Annotated in this window: 12 protein-coding genes; 5 read left to right on the top strand and 7 right to left on the bottom strand. The window is 62.1% G+C overall.

The window, feature by feature from the left end:
- Positions 1–372 precede the first annotated feature (372 nt).
- A complete protein-coding gene (gene mnxG, locus PMI32_RS06930; RefSeq protein ID WP_008032702.1) occupies positions 373–6,183 on the bottom strand; it encodes a manganese-oxidizing multicopper oxidase MnxG in 5,811 nt (1,936 codons plus the stop codon).
- A gap of 308 nt (positions 6,184–6,491) precedes the next feature.
- The gene (locus tag PMI32_RS06935) at positions 6,492–7,100 is read right to left on the bottom strand and encodes a lytic transglycosylase domain-containing protein (RefSeq protein ID WP_008032701.1); all 609 of its coding nucleotides are present in this window, start codon (positions 7,098–7,100) and stop codon (positions 6,492–6,494) included.
- A gap of 195 nt (positions 7,101–7,295) precedes the next feature.
- On the opposite strand from PMI32_RS06935, the gene gspG reads away from it, so the two are divergent.
- The 3 genes from gspG to PMI32_RS06945 all read left to right on the top strand — a co-directional run bounded on the left by gspG (position 7,296) and on the right by PMI32_RS06945 (position 9,639).
- Positions 7,296–7,745, top strand: coding sequence for a type II secretion system major pseudopilin GspG (gene gspG / locus PMI32_RS06940; protein ID WP_008032700.1), 450 nt, complete (start codon positions 7,296–7,298; stop codon positions 7,743–7,745).
- A 12-nt stretch (positions 7,746–7,757) separates the two neighbouring features.
- Entirely contained in the window at positions 7,758–8,945 is a 1,188-nt protein-coding gene (locus PMI32_RS0129120; RefSeq protein ID WP_032829042.1) for a type II secretion system F family protein, read from the top strand.
- 148 nt (positions 8,946–9,093) lie between these two features.
- The gene (locus tag PMI32_RS06945; protein ID WP_008032698.1) at positions 9,094–9,639 is read left to right on the top strand and encodes a hypothetical protein; all 546 of its coding nucleotides are present in this window, start codon (positions 9,094–9,096) and stop codon (positions 9,637–9,639) included.
- 134 nt (positions 9,640–9,773) lie between these two features.
- On the opposite strand, the gene PMI32_RS06950 is transcribed toward PMI32_RS06945, so the two are convergent.
- Complete coding sequence (locus PMI32_RS06950; RefSeq protein WP_008032697.1) at positions 9,774–10,670, bottom strand: LysR family transcriptional regulator; 897 nt, start codon at positions 10,668–10,670, stop codon at positions 9,774–9,776.
- A 160-nt stretch (positions 10,671–10,830) separates the two neighbouring features.
- Between PMI32_RS06950 and PMI32_RS06955 the strand changes: the two genes are divergently transcribed.
- On the top strand, positions 10,831–11,850 hold the full coding sequence (locus tag PMI32_RS06955; protein WP_008032696.1) for an alpha/beta hydrolase: 1,020 nt from the start codon (positions 10,831–10,833) through the stop codon (positions 11,848–11,850).
- A 337-nt stretch (positions 11,851–12,187) separates the two neighbouring features.
- On the top strand, positions 12,188–13,621 hold the full coding sequence (locus PMI32_RS06960) for a mechanosensitive ion channel family protein (RefSeq protein ID WP_008032695.1): 1,434 nt from the start codon (positions 12,188–12,190) through the stop codon (positions 13,619–13,621).
- A 126-nt stretch (positions 13,622–13,747) separates the two neighbouring features.
- On the opposite strand, the gene ycaC is transcribed toward PMI32_RS06960, so the two are convergent.
- The 4 genes from ycaC to PMI32_RS06980 all read right to left on the bottom strand — a co-directional run bounded on the left by ycaC (position 13,748) and on the right by PMI32_RS06980 (position 17,275).
- Positions 13,748–14,374, bottom strand: a complete 627-nt coding sequence (gene ycaC / locus PMI32_RS06965; RefSeq protein WP_008032694.1) for an isochorismate family cysteine hydrolase YcaC — start codon at positions 14,372–14,374, stop codon at positions 13,748–13,750.
- Positions 14,375–14,440: 66 nt separating this feature from the next.
- Positions 14,441–16,279, bottom strand: a complete 1,839-nt coding sequence (locus tag PMI32_RS06970) for an amidohydrolase (protein ID WP_008032693.1) — start codon at positions 16,277–16,279, stop codon at positions 14,441–14,443.
- Complete coding sequence (locus PMI32_RS06975; protein WP_008032692.1) at positions 16,276–16,866, bottom strand: antibiotic biosynthesis monooxygenase; 591 nt, start codon at positions 16,864–16,866, stop codon at positions 16,276–16,278. Before PMI32_RS06975 ends, PMI32_RS06970 begins: the two co-directional genes overlap by 4 nt.
- Positions 16,859–17,275: a DoxX family protein gene (locus tag PMI32_RS06980; protein WP_008032691.1), complete on the bottom strand. Its 417-nt coding sequence runs from the start codon at positions 17,273–17,275 to the stop codon at positions 16,859–16,861. Before PMI32_RS06980 ends, PMI32_RS06975 begins: the two co-directional genes overlap by 8 nt.
- Between the last annotated feature and the right edge of the window lie 265 nt (positions 17,276–17,540).

Genomic DNA, 17,540 nt, shown 5'->3' with positions numbered 1-17,540 from the left:
GGCAAGCCAGCTCCTACAATTTGCCCTGTGCGAACCCGATCCCTTGTAGGAGCCAGCTTGCTGGCGATGAGGCCCTTACGCCTGGCATCAATCCACGGCCGCCATCGCTGGCAAGCCAGCTCCTACAATTTGCCCTGTGCGAACCCAATCCCTTGTAGGAGCCAGCTTGCTGGCGATGAGGCCTTCACGCCTTGCATCAATCCCACGGCCGCCATCGCTAGCAAGCCAGCTCCTACACTTCGAACTCTGTAAACCCGATCCCTTGTAGGAGCGAGGCTTGCCCGCGAAGGCGTCATCCGCCATACCACCTACAACCGAGGTGCCCCCTTCGCGAGCAAGCTTCGCTCCTACAGGGCTGGTGTCGCACAACGTCTACGGTGCCGGTTCAGGTTCGTTGGTCACTCGCAACAAGCCCCAGAGCCCGGCGGTATTGCCGTAGGCGCCGTAATCGCGGAACAGGTAGTCGCCCGGTATCGCGTTGCTGCCCCCGGCACTCGGGTGCATGAAGCTGAAATGCGCCGCCGGCAGGATGCTTTCGTGGGCGCCGATGTACATCGACATCGGGTTGAACCCGAACCGCACCGAACCCACGCCAGGCGTACTCATCGGATAACCGCCGGTGTCACTCTTCTCCGACTGGAACGGGTTGACCGACCAGACGTGGCCGTCCAGCTGGAAGGTCGTGCCGCGGCTACCCCCGGATGGCATCAGGATGTGCGTGCGAAACGGTTGCCCCGGTTTCACATAGAGCACCGGCGTCTGCGGATCGCCGCCCACCAGCGCATTGCTGTACGCCATGTGCGCGTTGGGCACGTCGCCGTAACCCGCGCCGTCGGCGTGACCGAACGGCGCATCCGGCGCCAGGCCGAAGCGGAACCATATCGGCTCGGACTTGTAGTTGATGGCCATGCTCGAGTTGTCCTGTGGATCGGTCGGCACACCGAAGCCTTCGGCAGCGATGCCTTCCACCGGCCGGCCATTGGCCCAGCGAATGTTCAAGGCTTTCTGCCAGACCATCGCAAAGTCGCGGTAAGGGGTCTGCCCCGGCGCGGTGACCGTCGCCGTGACTTTGCGCGCGTCGTCCACCCAGGTAGCGCCGACCGGCAGGATGCTCATCGCGCCACCCAGGCCTTTCTGCGGTTGCTTGATCACGTCCGCCGGGGTGAAATTCAACCCGCCGAACTCCACGGCCGTGGCGTTGATGTTGTCGACGTTGCGGCCCAGTTGAGTGATCGGTTTACCTTCACGCTCCAGGTGCCCGGCGTAGTACTGATAAGTACGGGTCGGGTAGGCGCCGCTGTTGCCAACCCGCGGTGGCACGGTCTGGATCGGGTTGGCGCCGACGTTGGTGCCGTCGGATTTGGTGATGTCGTACGCCAGCAATTGCGCGTGCAGGCCCACGTGGCTGGACGGCCGCATCAGGTTGTTGCTGAAGGTGGTCGAGCCCTGTCCGCTGTTGCGATCACGTTTGACGATGCCTTGCATCACCGCGGTCTGGGTCAAGTCCGGCATGACCATGGGCAGACGGTTTTCCAGGGTGATGTTGATGCAGTCCCCCGCCGTTGCGCGCAGCACCAGCGGTTCGACAGGCACACCGGGCTTGAGCTTGCCGGTGACCGTATCGAGGTCAGACTTGCGCACGTAAATGATCGCGGTCGGGTCATGCAGCGGACCGCTTTGCCCGCCGATGGTGATGGTTTCGCCATCCTCCGGATCGGACACCGTGACCTGCGGAATATTGACCACCCGCGAGTTGTACACCAGGGTGCCGCCCGCCGGATTCAACGGCCCGCCGACATGCTGGCCGATGCCCTCCGGATCGCCGAGGACCAGGTTCAGCGGATTGCCGAGAATGTCGTTGGCCAGTGCCGCAACCACTTCATAGTTGCGTTGCACGGTCGGCCGGGTGCCGATGCCGTTCGGGTTGGCGCTGATCCGTGGGCAGGTGCCGTCGAACGCCACGGTGTTGCGCATCCCCGCCGGTTTCGGGTTGTTCGGCAGCGCGAACAGATCGCTGCGCTGGGCCGTGTAGTTACGCATCACGCCCCAGATCCCGCTCCAGTAACCTTCGAGAGAGGCGTCCATCGAGTACAGGTAATCACCCGTGGTCGCCGCCGAACTGGACAGCATCGAGACCGGCGCAATGAAGCCCATCTGCTCGGAGATCCCGATCATTTGCGACGAGCGCCAACCCGAGTTGGAGCTGTTGCCGTAACCGGAACCGCTTTGCAGCCACTTCACGCCGTGCAGGGTCACGTTGTGCTCTTCTTCGTGACCGCCGGCATGCACCCGCAGCCGCACGTTGTCACCGGTGTAGGTGCGCAGCATCGGCGTGAACGGATCACCCGGTTCAGCGCCGCCACGGTTGATGTGCGGCGGGAACAAAGTGGTGCCGCCAGTCGGGCCGGTGGCGGCGGTGATCAGGTTCGGCGCCTGGTTCATCGCCGGGATCGCACGGTCGGTGCGGCTTTGCATGGCGTACGCCAGATCGCCGCCGAGGCCGTAGGCCTGCATGCCGCGCTTGCCGTCAGGGCCGATCTTGTAGGGGTCGTATACCCGCAGGGCCAGCGGTTCGTTGCGGTAGTTGACCACGAACATGCCGGGGTCATCGACCGAGATCGCTTGTGGGCACGGCCGGCTCGGGCAACCGGGGACCATACCGCCCTGCACTTCGAGAATGCCGTCCAACAGGGTGCTGGCGTTGTTGCGCACCGGCGGATTGATCGCGTAGCGGAAACTGTCCGCAGTGGCCGGGAACGCTTGTGGATTCGGCACACCATTGGGACCCGCGCCCACGTACACACCGGCTTCATAGGCATGCTGGAAGTCGCTGTACTCAAGGAAGAACTCACGGAAGCTGTCGTTCTTGCCGTCGCCGTCCAGGTCGCCGGTAGACACCACGGCTTGCCACGAAGTCGGCCCGCCATCCTGGCGCGCGCCGCTGTACAACGGCTCGCCGGTTTCGGCGTGGAACCAGGTGGAACCGGCCGGTTCAGCCAGCACGGTGGCGTACAGGCCAATCTGCTGGTGAGTCGATGGCCCGAGGTGATCGTGGGTGAAAATGGTCCCCAGGCCACGGTCGACGCCTTTGCTGTTCACCACCGGGTCGGCAAACCAGCGCTGCATCGCGGTGCGCGCCCCGACCCAGTCGGCCCGGCCAAACTGGCCGAAGTACGGGTGGTTTTTAGCTTTCGGGCAGGCCGGTGTGCCGTCACGCGGGTCAGTGCCCTGGCATTGGTTGAACTCGCGGATGGCGTGGATGCGTTCTTGCACCGCACCGGGGGAAAGTACGCCGTCTTCGTAGTTCCAGCCGTTGGCCGAACCGTCCGCCGCCGTCAGGTCCCATTTCGGCAAGTGAATGTGCTGGCCGATCACGTCAGTCGGCGTGCGCACCTGATAGTCGTCCATTTCATAAGTGGCCGGCACCAGGTTGGTTTGCTGGTATTGCACGCAGTCGAGGGTGTTCATGCGCATCACCAAAGGCTCTGGCGGACGCTGCTTGGTGATCACCGGCCAGGCGTCTTCCCACAGGGCCAGAATGCGCGCTTGCGGGAAGTGGTAGCCGACCTTGTTGTAGACCGCGTCGAACTGGATGTTCGCCGCTTTGTAGACCCGTGGCCGGTCAGCCGTGAAGGTCGAGGCCCCGCTGAAGGACATGCCGTCGAGCCGTTCGCCGCTGAAAAACTCGCCCATGCCGGCGCTGCTGGTCAGGCGTTTTTGCCGGTCGTCCATGCACGGTTCGTAGAAAGGCGCACCGGCGACTGGCAGCGCGCCGTTAGTGCGGAAGGCGCGTGCGACGATTTGATTGCCGGGCAGCACGGCGAAGCTCGGGTGGTCTTTTTTCGCGTGGAAGGCCATGGCCGCCTGTTCAACTTCGGTGCCCTCTTCCGGCAGGTAAAGCGCTTTGGCGCGGGTCACTTCCTTGGAGAAATCCAGCGAGGTGGTCACGGTGTTCGCCTCGCCACCGGCAGAGAAACCGTCCAGGGAATGGCGTCCCAAACCGCCGTCCCAGCCACCGGACTGCGCCGGATCGAGGTTGGCCCACAAGGCATTGCCGCTGGTTTTCAAGGCATAGGCCTTGGCGGCGTCGAGCATGTCCAGCGGTGGGGTTGGTGGACGTTGGCCGACCGAACTTTCCATGCCGCCGATCCAGAACGGATAACCAGGGTTTTTCAGGCTGCCGTCGGCGTTGCGGTTGGCGTAGCTGCGGTCAACCAGCGCCAGGGAGCCAATGGCCTGGGCGCCACCGCTTTGCTCACCGTCGCCGTCTTCATCATCGCCATTGCCAGCCACCAGGGTCTCACCGATTTTCGGCACGACCACGACCTTGCCCGGCATCGGCGCCATGGCTTTGCCCGGTAGCGGCACGACCGCTGGAATCGGCGTGCCGGCAATGATCTCGCCATCGGGCAAGGCCCGGGCGCCAGCGGCTGGTTTACCGCTGCGCAGTGCATAAGGTTCGCTGTGATAACCGTCGGCGCCCTGCTGGGACACCTCAAGTCGGGTGCCTTCTTCAAACACGTCATGCACCCGCCACATGCTCCACATGCCTTGGGCGAAGTGCGGATAGAAGTGGCAGTGATAGATCGCATCACCGGCGACGCGGTTACGGTTGCCCGACCCGCCGTTGGCGATTTCATAGGTGTAGCCGGCGCCCGGCCCGATGCCTTGGGCATCCACGTAGTCAGAGTTGTCGTCGTTGGGATTGAACAGCCACTGGTGCCCGTGGAGGTGGAAGATGTGTTGTTCGTGGCCGTTGTGGGTGTTGCGGAATTTGACGAAGTCGCCGATGTAGCTGTGGTTGACGTTGGACGGCTCGGACGGATACAGCGCCATCGTCGCCTTGACCCCGACCTGATCGGCGCGCGGTGTTTCGCCCGGCCGGATGCTCTCCAGACCGGCGTTGGCCGGTACGTCCACCAGCATCGCCACGTCGCCGACGGTGTGCGAGCTGAGGAAGAATTCTTCATAGGCGCAGGACAGGCAATCGTGCATCGGCCCGACGCCTAACCGGTTGGCCACCACTTCGGCACCCATGCCGCCGGAGCCGTAGTTGATCATGAACGAATCGCGGGTCGGCTCCAGCACGTGGGCCATGACCGGGTCTTCCCAGTACGCGGGGAATGCCTGGGTCGCGGCGGTTTCATCCTGGAATTGCGAGGCGAAATCGCGGAACGGTTCCAGCCGGTTAGGCAGCGCCGGGTTGCGTTTGCCGATGGCTTCCAGCGGATAGGTCGACGGTGGGAAGCTGCCGTCGGCGTAGCTGCCCATGACGATCGCATCGCTCTCGCTGGAGATGATTTCGTTGCCGTCGACCATGTTGATGATCGGCGTGCCGGCCTTGCCTTCACGAATCCACGGTTCACGCTGCGGGTAGCGTGCCTGGTAATCGACAATCGGTTGACCGGCCGGCGTGCGCCCGGTGCTGGCGAGGCGCATTTCTTCTTCGGTCACGGTGTTGCGATAGGTGCGGCCGCCCTTGGGCACCACCACCACTTCGCCGAACAGGCCATTGGCGACGTTGCCCGCATCGCCTTCACCACCGAATGTTGCACCGCGGCTGCTGGCGGCGAACGCTCCTTCACGTTCGGCGTACAAGGTGTAGGAACGGGTCGCGCCGGGGGCGACCAGCGTATTGGGGTTGCGTCCGGTGTAGGCCGAAATGTCGTCAATGCTGTTGACCGCCTGCAGACCGTTGACCTGAAAGCCGACATGGCGGTCGGTGACCTGCTCATCGACCTTGAACTGCTCCGCGTTGCCGATTTCTACCTCGCCCTCGATTTCCCCCTCTTCTTCCTCGCCGCTGTCGTGGCTGCCAGGGTTGGCCTGATAGGCCAGCAGGTTCTGCAGGTTGATGGTCAGGCAGTCACCGGCGGCAACCCGCAACACCAATGGACGCGGACGCTTGTCGGGCCGCAGCGAAACCTTGCCCGGCACCGCTGCCCCACCGTAGGCCAGGGACACATTGTGATCGTCGACCACATCACGACGCAGGGCGAACATCATGCCGTTGGCGTTCTGTGCGCCGAGGCGGTTGAACATGAGCGGTTGATCCAGCGCCACGACGTTCGCCACCAGATTTCGTTCACAACGCACGGCGGCTTCGGCCAACTCGATGCCAAACAGGGGTGCAACAAGCAGCAGCAAGTTAACCAAATGATGAGCGTGGGGAATGCCGGTCATGATCACGGGCCTCGCTTTGGGTACTCACGGGAATGATTCTCGACAAATCCCTTGGAGCAATCCGCATGCCATAAATTTTTTTGTTATTTTTCAGCTAGCTACGTAAACGACTTGATAAGTCGGGGGATATTCCCCACCCAATCCCCACCATTCGGGTTGCCCTCTGATCCAACCAAGACGCCCACACCTGTAGGAGCCGGCTTGCCGGCGATCGGATTTGTGGACAGGTGGTGATTGTGAAAATGCCTTCGCCGGCAAGCCGGCTCCTACAGATGAATGTGTTGCCCCACATGTGGGGCCATCACCCATCACAGCGGCGCATCCACGGCCAGGCCTTGCAAGCGGCGATATTGGCGCAACACGCTCGGCACATAACGGCGGGTTTCGGCGAACGGCGGGATCACCCCGCCACGGCTCAGCACCGCTTGCGGCCCGGCGTTGTAGGCCGCCACGGCGAGCGCGATGTCGTTGTCAAACAGGGTCATCAGGCGCTTGAGGTATTTGGCCCCGCCCTGAATGTTGGCCTTGGGGTCATAGACGTTGGTCACGCCCATTTCCCGGGCGGTGTCGGGCATCAATTGCATCAGCCCGCCAGCCCCCTTCGATGAGGTCGCGCCGGAGTCATAGTGGGACTCGGCCTGGATCACCGCATGCAACAGCGCCGCCGGTAACTGATTGGCCTTGGCGGCCGCCGAAACCAGCTCGGCATAGGGTTGCCGGGCAATCATCTGTGGCTGTTGATCAAGGCTGACCTGCGCCGATTCAGGCTCATGGATCACCCGTTCATAGGTGCGGCCGGGGCGGTGGACATTGGACAAAACGTAGCTGCCCTTGCTGTCCACGGAAACGAATACATCGGCCTGAGCTGTGCCTGCCAGCAGCATGCAGCCGAGCAGTCCAGTGGTGAGTGTTTTCATTATTCTGTCTCCCCTGACCGGCCCCGAAAAATGGGGCTATTGCCCCAATGACCGGTAGTGAACCAGCCATACGCAAGCACTGTGCCGTAAGCGCGAAGGCCAGTAATTCAGGGGTTGCGGCAGGATGTCCGGGGGTGAGCATGGCAATTGCATGAGCCTCTGTGGCGACCCTTCTGCCGACTGTGTGAGGTCATCATGAATCATCGTCTGTGTTGTGCCCCGCGTAACGGCTCACCGCGAGCCCAGCACGGGTTCACATTGCTCGAACTGTTGGTGGTGCTGGTGGTGCTGGGGTTGTTGGCCGGCATCGTCGCGCCGAAGTATTTCGCCCAACTCGGCCGCTCCGAAGTGAAGGTGGCCAAGGCGCAAATCGAAGGCCTGGGCAAAGCGCTGGATTTGTACCGCCTGGAGGTCGGCCATTACCCGTCGACCGAACAGGGTTTGCAGGCGCTGGTCACCGCGCCCAGTGATGAAACCCGCTGGACCGGCCCCTACCTGGCGAAAAAGCTGCCGCAGGATCCGTGGGGCCGCAATTACACCTACCGCTACCCCGGCGAAAACGGTGAATACGACCTGTTGTCCATGGGCAAGGACGGTCAACCCGGCGGCGAAGGCGAAAACGCCGAAATCACCAGCTGGCAGTGACGGGAGGCGAGCATGCGCTTTCATCTCAAGGCCGTCGGCAAGGCTGGCGTGGTCTCGATGACGGTCGAGGCCCAAGGGGACAGCGAAGCCCGACGCATTGTCGAAGACCAGGGCCTGCGGGTCGTCAGCCTGCAAGCCGAAAAGCAATGGCGGGCGTTGCGTCTGCAAAAGCGCGAGACGTTCAACCTGGTGCTGTTCAGCCAGGAGCTGACCACCCTGCTCAACGCCGGCCTGCCGTTGATCGATGCGCTGGAAAGCCTGGCGGAAAAAGAAACCGCGCCACAGGCCCGCAAAACCTTGAGTGAACTGGTGCGCCTGCTTTATGAGGGCAAATCGTTTTCCCAGGCGTTGGGTCAGTTGTCAGCGGTTTTCCCACCGCTCTATGTGGCGCTGGTGCAGTCCAGCGAGAAGACCGGCGCGGTAGGTGATGCGCTGGGCCGCTATGTCAGCTATCGCCAGCGCATGGACGAGGTTCGACAGAAGATCGTCAGCGCTTCGATCTACCCCATGCTGTTGCTGGTGGTGGGAGGTGGCGTGGTGCTGTTTCTGATGGGTTACGTGGTGCCGCGCTTCAGCCTGGTGTTCGAAGGGCTGGGCAATAACCTGCCGTGGCTGTCACAAGTGCTGATGAACAGCGGGATGTTCCTGCATGCTCACCAGGGTGAATTCTTCGGCACCTTGGCGGCGGTCGTCGTCGCCCTCGCCTTCCTCCAGCGCCAACCGGCCTTTCGCCGGGGCGTGGACCGGGTGATCGAAAAACTCCCAGCAGTCCATCAACGCATCTTCATGTACGAACTGGCGCGCTTCTATCGCTCGCTGGGGATTCTGCTGCAGGGCGGCATCCCCCTCGTCACCGCCATGGGCATGGTCCGTGGCCTGCTCACCGCGGCCTCCCGCGTGCGCCTGGACCAGGCCTGCGAGCGGGTGCGCGAGGGGCAATCGCTGTCGACGGCGCTGGAGCTCAATCACCTCGTGACGCCGGTGTCCCTGCGCTTGCTGCGTGCCGGCGAGCAGTCCGGCAACCTCGGACAAATGATGGAACGCAGCGCGGATTTCTACGACGAAGAAATCAGCCGCTGGATCGAATGGTTCGTACGCTTGTTCGAACCCTTGCTCATGACCTTCATCGGCCTGTTGATCGGGGTCATCGTGATCCTGATGTACATCCCGATATTCGAACTGGCCTCGAGCATTCACTGACCCCGGGACAGGGTCGACTCGTACCGTTCATCGTTCATCGACGTTGCCACTGAATAAACCGGAACGTTGCAGTGTTCTCCCACTGAATCGAGCAGCAAGTTGCATTGTTCATCAACGTTCCAACCTGAATAAAAAGACGGAGAACGACATGCACATCAACAAGCTTTTACTGGCAGTAGCCATTGGCGCGGTTTTGTCGGCGTCTACCGTATTGATTCCGGACAGCCTGTCCGGCATATCGAGCGCTCAGGCCAAGGATGGTGGGGGTGGTGGCGGCTCTGGTGGTGGTGGTGGTGGTGGTGGCTCTGGCGGCGGTGGTGGTGGCGGAAACGGTGGCGGCGGCAATGGCGGCGGCCACGGCGGAAGCGGCAGCGGTCACGGTGGAAACGGCAGCGGCGGCAATAGCGGCAGCGGTCACAGTGGCAACGACCATGGCTCGGGACATTCCGGTAACACCGCCTCATCCGGTCGCAGCGGCACCCATGCCGAACCGGGAGACGATCACGGCGTTCATCATGCCGGTGAAGTCGGCCACAACCGCGGCGTTCATCGCGCCGGTGAAATCGGTGACGACCACGGCGTTCATCGCGCCGGTGAAATCGGCGATGACCACGGCGTTCATGTCGGCGGTGAACCGGGTGACGACCACGGCGTGCACGTCGGTGGCGAGCCGGGTGATGACAAAAGGTCCTGATCACCCCTGACCAACAGACAACACCACCCCCCTGTAGGAGCAAGCTTGCTCGCGATAGCAATCTGTCATTCAACATTAATGTGTCTGACACACCGCTTTCGCGAGCAGGCTCACTCCTACAGGGACGCGTGGACCTAGAGTCCACCCTCAGTCTGATCCAGCCGCTCACGCAAAAACTCGATCAACGCCTGCACCGGTCGCGAACTCTGGCGATGCTGCGGGTACACCGCCGACAATGTCAGCGGCTGCGGGCGAAACTCATCCAGCACCGGCACCAGCCGCCCATCCTTCAACGCCGCCCCGACAATGAAGGTCGGCAGGTACGTGATCCCCATCCCGGCAATGGCCGCATCCCTGAGCAACTCACCGTTGTTGACCCGCATCCGCCCGGTCACGTTGACCGCCAGCGGCTTGCCCTGCCCTTCAAAACGCCATGGCACCTGGCGGCCATGGCCATACGGCAGGCAGTCGTGCGTGTGCAGGTCCTCGGGTTTACCCGGCGTACCGCGCTCCACCAGGTAAGCCGGGCTGGCGCAATACACCCGCTGGATCGAAGCGATTCGGCGGGCGATCAGCGTCGAGTCTTCGAGGATGCCGATGCGCAACGCCAGGTCGTAACCCTCGCTGAGCAGATCCACCGGGCGGTCACTCAAATCCACTTCCACCGTGACATCGCGATAACGCTGCAAGAACACCGGCAGCAAACACCCCAAATGTGCCACCGCAAACGACAACGGCGCGCTCACGCGAATGGTGCCGCGCGGTTCGGTGGTCTGGCCGGCGATGCCCTGCTCCACCTGCTCGACTTCGCTGAGCAAGCGCAACGCCGACTCGTAATAACTCTGGCCCAGCGGCGTGACGTCCAGGCGCCGCGTGGAGCGGTTGAGCAACCGTACGCCCAGGCGTTCTTCAAGCTGCATCAAGCGACGGCTGACGAACTGCTTGGACAGGCCCAATTGATCGGCGGCCGAGGTGAAGCTGCCGGAGTCCATGACCTGGCAAAAAATACGCATATCTTCGAACGGGTTCATTGTCACTTTCCGGTTGACAGTTAAACGCTTTATAGCCGCTTTTTCCCTTTCGAGCACCCTATTAATCTGTGTCCACGGTGTTGCTGAGGCCTGAGTCCCAGCGCAGCAGCAACCTGACCCTTAGGTAACCAATCTCTAATTAATTAAAAAGGATTTGCTCATGAACCTCGTCAAAAAAACCCTGACCGCTTCCCTCCTCGCCCTCTCCGTCGGCAACGCCTTTGCCGCTGGCAGCCCAGGCGTTGAACACAACACTCAAGCCTTCCTCGAAGCCCTCGCCGCCGGTGGCGGTAAACCGCTTGAGCAGTTGAGCCCGAAAGACGCCCGTGCGGTGCTGACCGGTGCGCAAAACTCGGTCAAGGTTGATCTGTCGGGTGTGGACGTCAGCGATCGTGCAATCAAGGTCGATGGTCAAACCATCAACCTGAAAATCGTGCGCCCGGCCAAGGTCAAAGGTGAGTTGCCGGTGTTCATGTTCTTCCACGGTGGCGGCTGGGTGCTGGGCGATTACCCGACTCACCAACGCTTGATTCATGACCTGGTGGTGGGCTCCGGTGCCGTCGCGGTGTATGTCGATTACACGCCGTCGCCGGAAGCGCACTACCCGACCGCGATCAACCAGGCCTACGCCGCGACCCGTTGGGTGGCCGAGCATGGCAAGGACATCGGCGTCGACGGCAAGCGTCTCGCGGTGGCCGGCAACAGCGTCGGTGGCAACATGGCGGCGGTCGTGGCATTGATGGCCAAGGAACAGAAAGCCCCGGCGCTGCGCTTCCAGTTGTTGATGTGGCCAGTGACCAACGCACAGTTCGACACCGGCTCGTACCAGCAATTTGCTGAAGGCCACTTCCTCACCAAAGGCATGATGAATTGGTTCTGGGACAACTACACCACCGACCAGGCCGAGCGTGCGCAGATCCATGCCTCGCCGTTGCAGGCCAGCGCCGAACAGCTCAAGGGCTTGCCGGCAGCGCTGGTGCAGACCGCCGAGTTCGACGTGTTGCGTGACGAAGGCGAAGCCTATGCCCGCCACCTCGATGCGGCCGGTGTGCCGGTCACGGCAGTGCGTTACAACGGGATGATTCACGACTTCGGCTTACTCAATCCGCTGAGCCAGATTCCGGAAGTGAAAGCGGCGGTGCGTCAGGCCGCGCTGGAACTCAAGACTCATCTGAACTGAGTCCCCTCGCCCCTCCCACGGTCATCGTGCGAGGGGCTTTTCTGTAGGAGCCAGGCTTGCCGGCGAAGGCGCCCTCAAATACGCCTTCGCCGGCAAGCCTGGCTCCTACAGGGGATCGGGTTCACACAGTTCAACTGTAGGAGCGAAGCTTGCTCGCGAAGGCGCCCTCAAGTACGCCTTCGCCAGCAAGCTGGCTACTACAGGGGATCGGGTTTACGCAGGTCAAATTGTAGGAGCCGGCTTGCCGGCGATGGCGTCCGTGAGAGCGATGCAGGGTTTGAGATCGCCTTCGCCGGCAAGCCGGCTCCTACAAAAACACTTATTCCGGAGTTCTTCCATGTCCCTCATCTACGGTCATCTGCTGTCCTGGAGTGCGCTGTTGCTGGTCATCGACGCCGTGCTCTGGCACGTAGCGCCGTTCAAGCATCGCGTCACGCGGGTCGGTGTGCGCCTCGCGTTGTTTGTGATGTTCAGCGCGCTCATCATCAACGCCGGCGTCAGCCCGTTGCAGGCGCCGCTGTTGGCAGACGACCGCGTGGCGCAACTGGGCGCGACGGCGCTGGGGATTCTCTGGTGGCTATACGCCGCACGTGTGCTCACCGAAGTCATCGGCCTGCTGCTGATGCGGCGCATCGGACACAGCGGGCGGTTATTGCAGGACGTCATCGGCGCGCTGGTGTTTCTGATCGCCATCGTCGCCGCAGCCGGTTACGTGCTGGAGTTGCCGGTGAAAGGTTTGCTGGCGACGTCCGGGGTGGTGGCAATTGTCGTCGGCCTGGCGTTGCAAAGCACCTTGAGCGATGTGTTTTCCGGGATCGTGCTCAACACCACCAAGCCGTATCAGGTGGATGACTGGATCGTGATCGACGGCGTCGAGGGCAAGGTGCTCGACATCGATTGGCGCGCCACTCACCTGCTGACCAGCGCCGGCAGTACGGCGGTGGTGCCGAACTCGGTGGCGGCCAAAGCGAAGATCGTCAACCTGAGCCGCCCCGGCAACATGCATGGCGTGTCGATCAGCATCCAGGTGCCCAACCACATCCGTCCGCGTCGGGTGCTGGAGGCACTGGACCGCACGCTGCAAGGCAGCAGCAGTCTGCTGCTCAACCCGGCGCCGAAAGCCGTGCTGAAAGAGGCCGGCGAAACCATGTCCGAATACGTGGCCAGCGGGTTTATCGCCGAACTCGGCAAGAAAAGCGAAGTACGCAATCAACTGTTCGACCTCGCCCATCGGCACCTCGAAGCGGCGGGTATTTCCCGACAGCTCGACGGCGTGATCGAACCGACATCCCGCGCGCGGTCCTTGCTGGACGAGGTGAAAGTCTTCCGTTCCCTGAGCGAAGACGAACGCGACCGGATGGCCCATTCGATGGTCGCGCAGCAGTACGCGGCAGGCCAGGTGGTGCTGGAACTGGGTGAAGTGCCGGACAGCCTGATGGTCATTGCCACAGGCGTGGTCAGCGCGACAGTACCGGACGGCGTCGGGCAAACCGAAGCCGGGCGCATGGGGCCGAGCGAGGTGATGGGTGAACAGAGCATCCTCACCGATACACCGTCGCAGGCCACGTTCACCGCGTTGACCTCGTGCATCATCTACCGGATCGACAAATCCCTGACCCGCAGCTGCATGGAACAGCGGGTTGAGGTGGGTCGGGCGTTGAACAAGTTGCAGGCGGTACGGCAGCAGAACAGTCGGTTGGCGCTGCTGGCCAAACCGGTGCCGATCAAGAAAGGTGGATTCCTGAGCTGGCTGCAAAACCGCCAGGCATAAACCAAAACCAATGTGGGAGCGGGCTTGCTCGCGAAGGCGGTGTGCCAGTCAACGTTAGTATCGCCTGACACACCGCCTTCGCGAGCAAGCCCGCTCCCACAGGTTATGCATGTTGCTTGAAGGAGCTTACTTCGAAGTCAACACCGAGTAGCTGTTCATCAGGTTGCGGTAGTTGGGAATACGCGGCGACAGCAGGTTCGCCAGGCCTTCCATGTCGTTGCGCCAGTCGCCCTGCAGCTCGCACGCCACGGAGAACCAGTTCACCAGTTGTGCACCGGCGGCGGCCATGCGCGCCCAAGCAGCTTGTTGCACGGTTTCGTTGAACGTACCCGAAGCATCGGTCACCACAAACACTTCAAACCCTTCGGCCAGCGCCGACAGCGTCGGGAAGGTCACGCAAACGTCCGTCACCACACCGGCGATGATCAGTTGCTTGCGGCCGGTGGCTTTGACGGCCTTGACGAAATCTTCGTTGTCCCAGGCGTTGATCTGGCCTGGACGCGGGATGTACGGCGCGTCCGGGAACTGCTCTTTCAATTCCGGCACCATCGGGCCGTTCGGGCCGTTTTCGAAGCTGGTGGTGAGGATGGTCGGCAGTTTGAAGAACTTGGCCACGTCGCCCAGGGCCAGCACGTTGTTCTTGAATTCGTTCGGCGAGAAATCCTGAACCAGCGAAATCAGACCGGTCTGGTGATCGACCAACAGGACAACGGCATCGTCTTTGTTCAGGCGTTTGTACGGAACGTTGCTCATGTGAAACTCCTCGATGGATGGGTATTACGTCAGGCGCCGACACGCGGGTCGGCGCTTTTTTTATCGTCAGAACGCGAAGCACGAGCAGCCGAAGGCGCCCCAGAAACCGGCGAAGTCGCTGACCGGCGCGTTCGACAACCGCGCCTTTTCATGACTGTGGGAATGCACCCCGCACGGCCCGCTGCAATGGTGAACCTGCGCCTGCATCGGCGACGTCGGGCGCCAGTGACCTGGCACCTTGACCACCGGCGACCAGTCCGGCAGCACCGGCACACTGGCCGGGCCGAGTTTTTCGAAATCACCGGCGGCATACACCACCTTGCCGCCGACCACGGTCAACACCGACTCGATCCACTTGATCGCTTCTTCGTCGACGCTGAAAAAGTCCGCGCTCAGGGCTGCGACGTCAGCCAGTTGGCCGACTTTGATCATGCCTTTCTTGCCCTGCTCGGAAGAGAACCAGGCGCTGCCGTGGGTGAACAGTTCCAGCGCGGTCTGCCGGGACAGCCCCTCGGCGTGCAGCTCCAGGCCACCGACGGTGCGGCCGCTGACCATCCAGTACAGCGAAGTCCATGGGTTGTAGCTGGACACCCGCGTCGCATCGGTGCCAGCGCCAACCGGTACACCTTCGGCCAGCATGCGCTTGATCGGCGGCGTCGCTTCGGCAGCCTTGGCGCCGTAACGCTCGACGAAATACTCGCCCTGAAACGCCATGCGATCCTGAATCGCGATACCGCCGCCCAGCGCCCTCACCCGCTCGATGTTCTGCGGCGTGATGGTTTCGGCGTGGTCGAAAAACCATGGCAAACCATTGAACGGAATGTCGCGGTTGACCTTCTCGAACACGTCGAGCATGCGGCTGATGGATTCGTTGTAGGTGGCGTGCAAACGGAACGGCCAGCGCTGCTCGACCAAGTGGCGGACCACCGGTTCGAGTTCGTCTTCCATGGTTTGCGGCAGGTCCGGACGCGGTTCGAGGAAGTCCTCGAAATCTGCCGCCGAGAACACCAGCATCTCGCCGGCACCGTTGTGGCGCAGGAAATCATCGCCCTGATGCAGGGTCACGCTGCTGGTCCAGTTCTTGAAGTCGGTCAGCTCTTCTTTCGGCTTCTGGGTGAACAGGTTGTAGGCGATGCGGATGGTCAGTTGCTGGTCCTTGGCCAACTGCTCGATCACCTGGTAGTCGTCCGGATAATTCTGGAAACCGCCGCCGGCATCGATGGCGCTGGTCAGGCCGAGACGGTTGAGTTCGCGCATGAACTGGCGGGTCGAGTTGACCTGATACTCCAGCGGTAACTTCGGTCCCTTGGCCAGGGTCGAGTACAAAATCATCGCGTTCGGGCGCGCGACCAGCATGCCGGTCGGCTCACCGTTCGCGTCGCGCACGATCTCGCCACCCGGCGGGTTCGGCGTATTGCGGGTGTAACCAGCCACGCGCAACGCGGCGCGGTTGAGCAGAGCGCGGTCATATAGATGCAGGACAAATACTGGCGTATCCGGTGCCGCCTGGTTGAGCTCTTCCAGGGTCGGCATACGCTTTTCAGCGAACTGGAATTCGTTCCAGCCACCGACCACGCGCACCCATTGCGGCGTTGGCGTGCGGTCGGCCTGATCCTTGAGCATGCGCAGGGCGTCGGCCAGCGACGGCACACCTTCCCAGCGCAGTTCGAGGTTGTAGTTCAAACCGCCACGAATCAGGTGCAAGTGCGAGTCGTTAAGGCCGGGGATGACGCAGCGGCCCTTGAGGTCGATGACCTGGGTGCCGGAGCCGCGCAGGGCCATGGCTTCGGCGTCAGTGCCGACCGCGACGAAGCGGCCATCGCTGATGGCGACGGCACTGGCGCGTGGGTTTTCACGGTCAACGGTATGAAATTGGCCATTGAACAAAATCAGGTCGGCGTTCATCGCGTTTCCTTGGGCTGAGTGGAGGGGGACAGCCAAGGCGCGAACAAACGCGTCGCCATCGGCATGAACAGGTACACCACCGAAACGACGATGGTCAGCGTGATCAGGAACGTGGCGACCACGTAATTGGACAGGAACGCGTTAAGCCGCAACAGCGGGCCCCAGATCAGCGGCACCAGCAAGGTGTGCGGCAGAATCACCAGCAACGTCACCACGGCCTGCTTCCAGCGCGGCGGCGGCGAACCGGTTTCAGCCTGCGGCGCGAACCAGAATTCCTTGACCGGGTTGACCTCGGTCTGGTCGCCATCGGCGAGCATCGGCGTGGCTTCGTTGACCAGTTCCAGCCGTTGTGGCGAATCGAGCCAGTGCTGCATCGCGTCGGTGGAGCAAAAGCGCAGCACGCAGGTGTACATGTCGAGGCCGGCGCTCTTGCCGCGCATCACATCCACCCCCAAGTGCCCTTCCTGCTGCCCGGCGATGCTGACGATGTTGCGCAACCAGGCTTCGTAGGGCACTTCAAAACCGGCTTTGACCCGGTGCTTGATGACCAGGGTCACGACTTCCTCGAAACGATTGGATTCAGGCATAACGCAAAGCTCCGGCGAATCGGACATTGAGCGCCAGCCGTCCCGGCCCGGCGATAAAGAGGCTGGTGAACAGAATCAACAGCAGCCAGCCGAACTGCCCTTCCTCGAGGCTCCATTGCGGGTGCACAACCAGCAGCGCGATCCACAACACAGACAAAACCGGCAGACACGCCAGGCGCACCAACACCCCGGCAATGATCAGCAGCGGGCACAGCACCTCGGCAAAAATCGCCAGCATCAGCGTGACATTCGCGCCCAGGTGGAAAGGGTCTTCGATGACTTGCAGTTGAGCGCTGTAGTTAAGCAGCTTGGGCAAACCGTGCACCCACAGCAGAAACAAACCACCGCTGACCCGCAAAAAAAACAGCCCGATATCCTGGGCCCGTTCATCCCATTGCGAAGCGTTCATGGACTACCTGCACAAATGAAAAACCATCGGCGTCAAAGCGCCGGGACCTCATTCGATAGTGCCGGTGTGGGGGCGGGGAAAATTGAATGTACGTGCTCTTTTTCACAGCATCACACAACCCCTGTAGGAGCCGGCTTGCTGGCGAAAGATTTTGGATAGTGCGGTGTTCTTCAGGCCGCCATCGCGAGCAGGCTCACTCCTACAAGGTCCCCGTTGTACACCGATCAACTGTAGGAGCCAGCTTGCTGGCGATGGACGTCAACGA

It is taken from the genome of Pseudomonas sp. GM60 (genome assembly GCF_000282415.1).
GTDB classification, from domain to species: Bacteria; Pseudomonadota; Gammaproteobacteria; order Pseudomonadales; family Pseudomonadaceae; genus Aquipseudomonas; species Aquipseudomonas migulae.
This window is presented reverse-complemented; position numbering and strand designations above follow the sequence as displayed.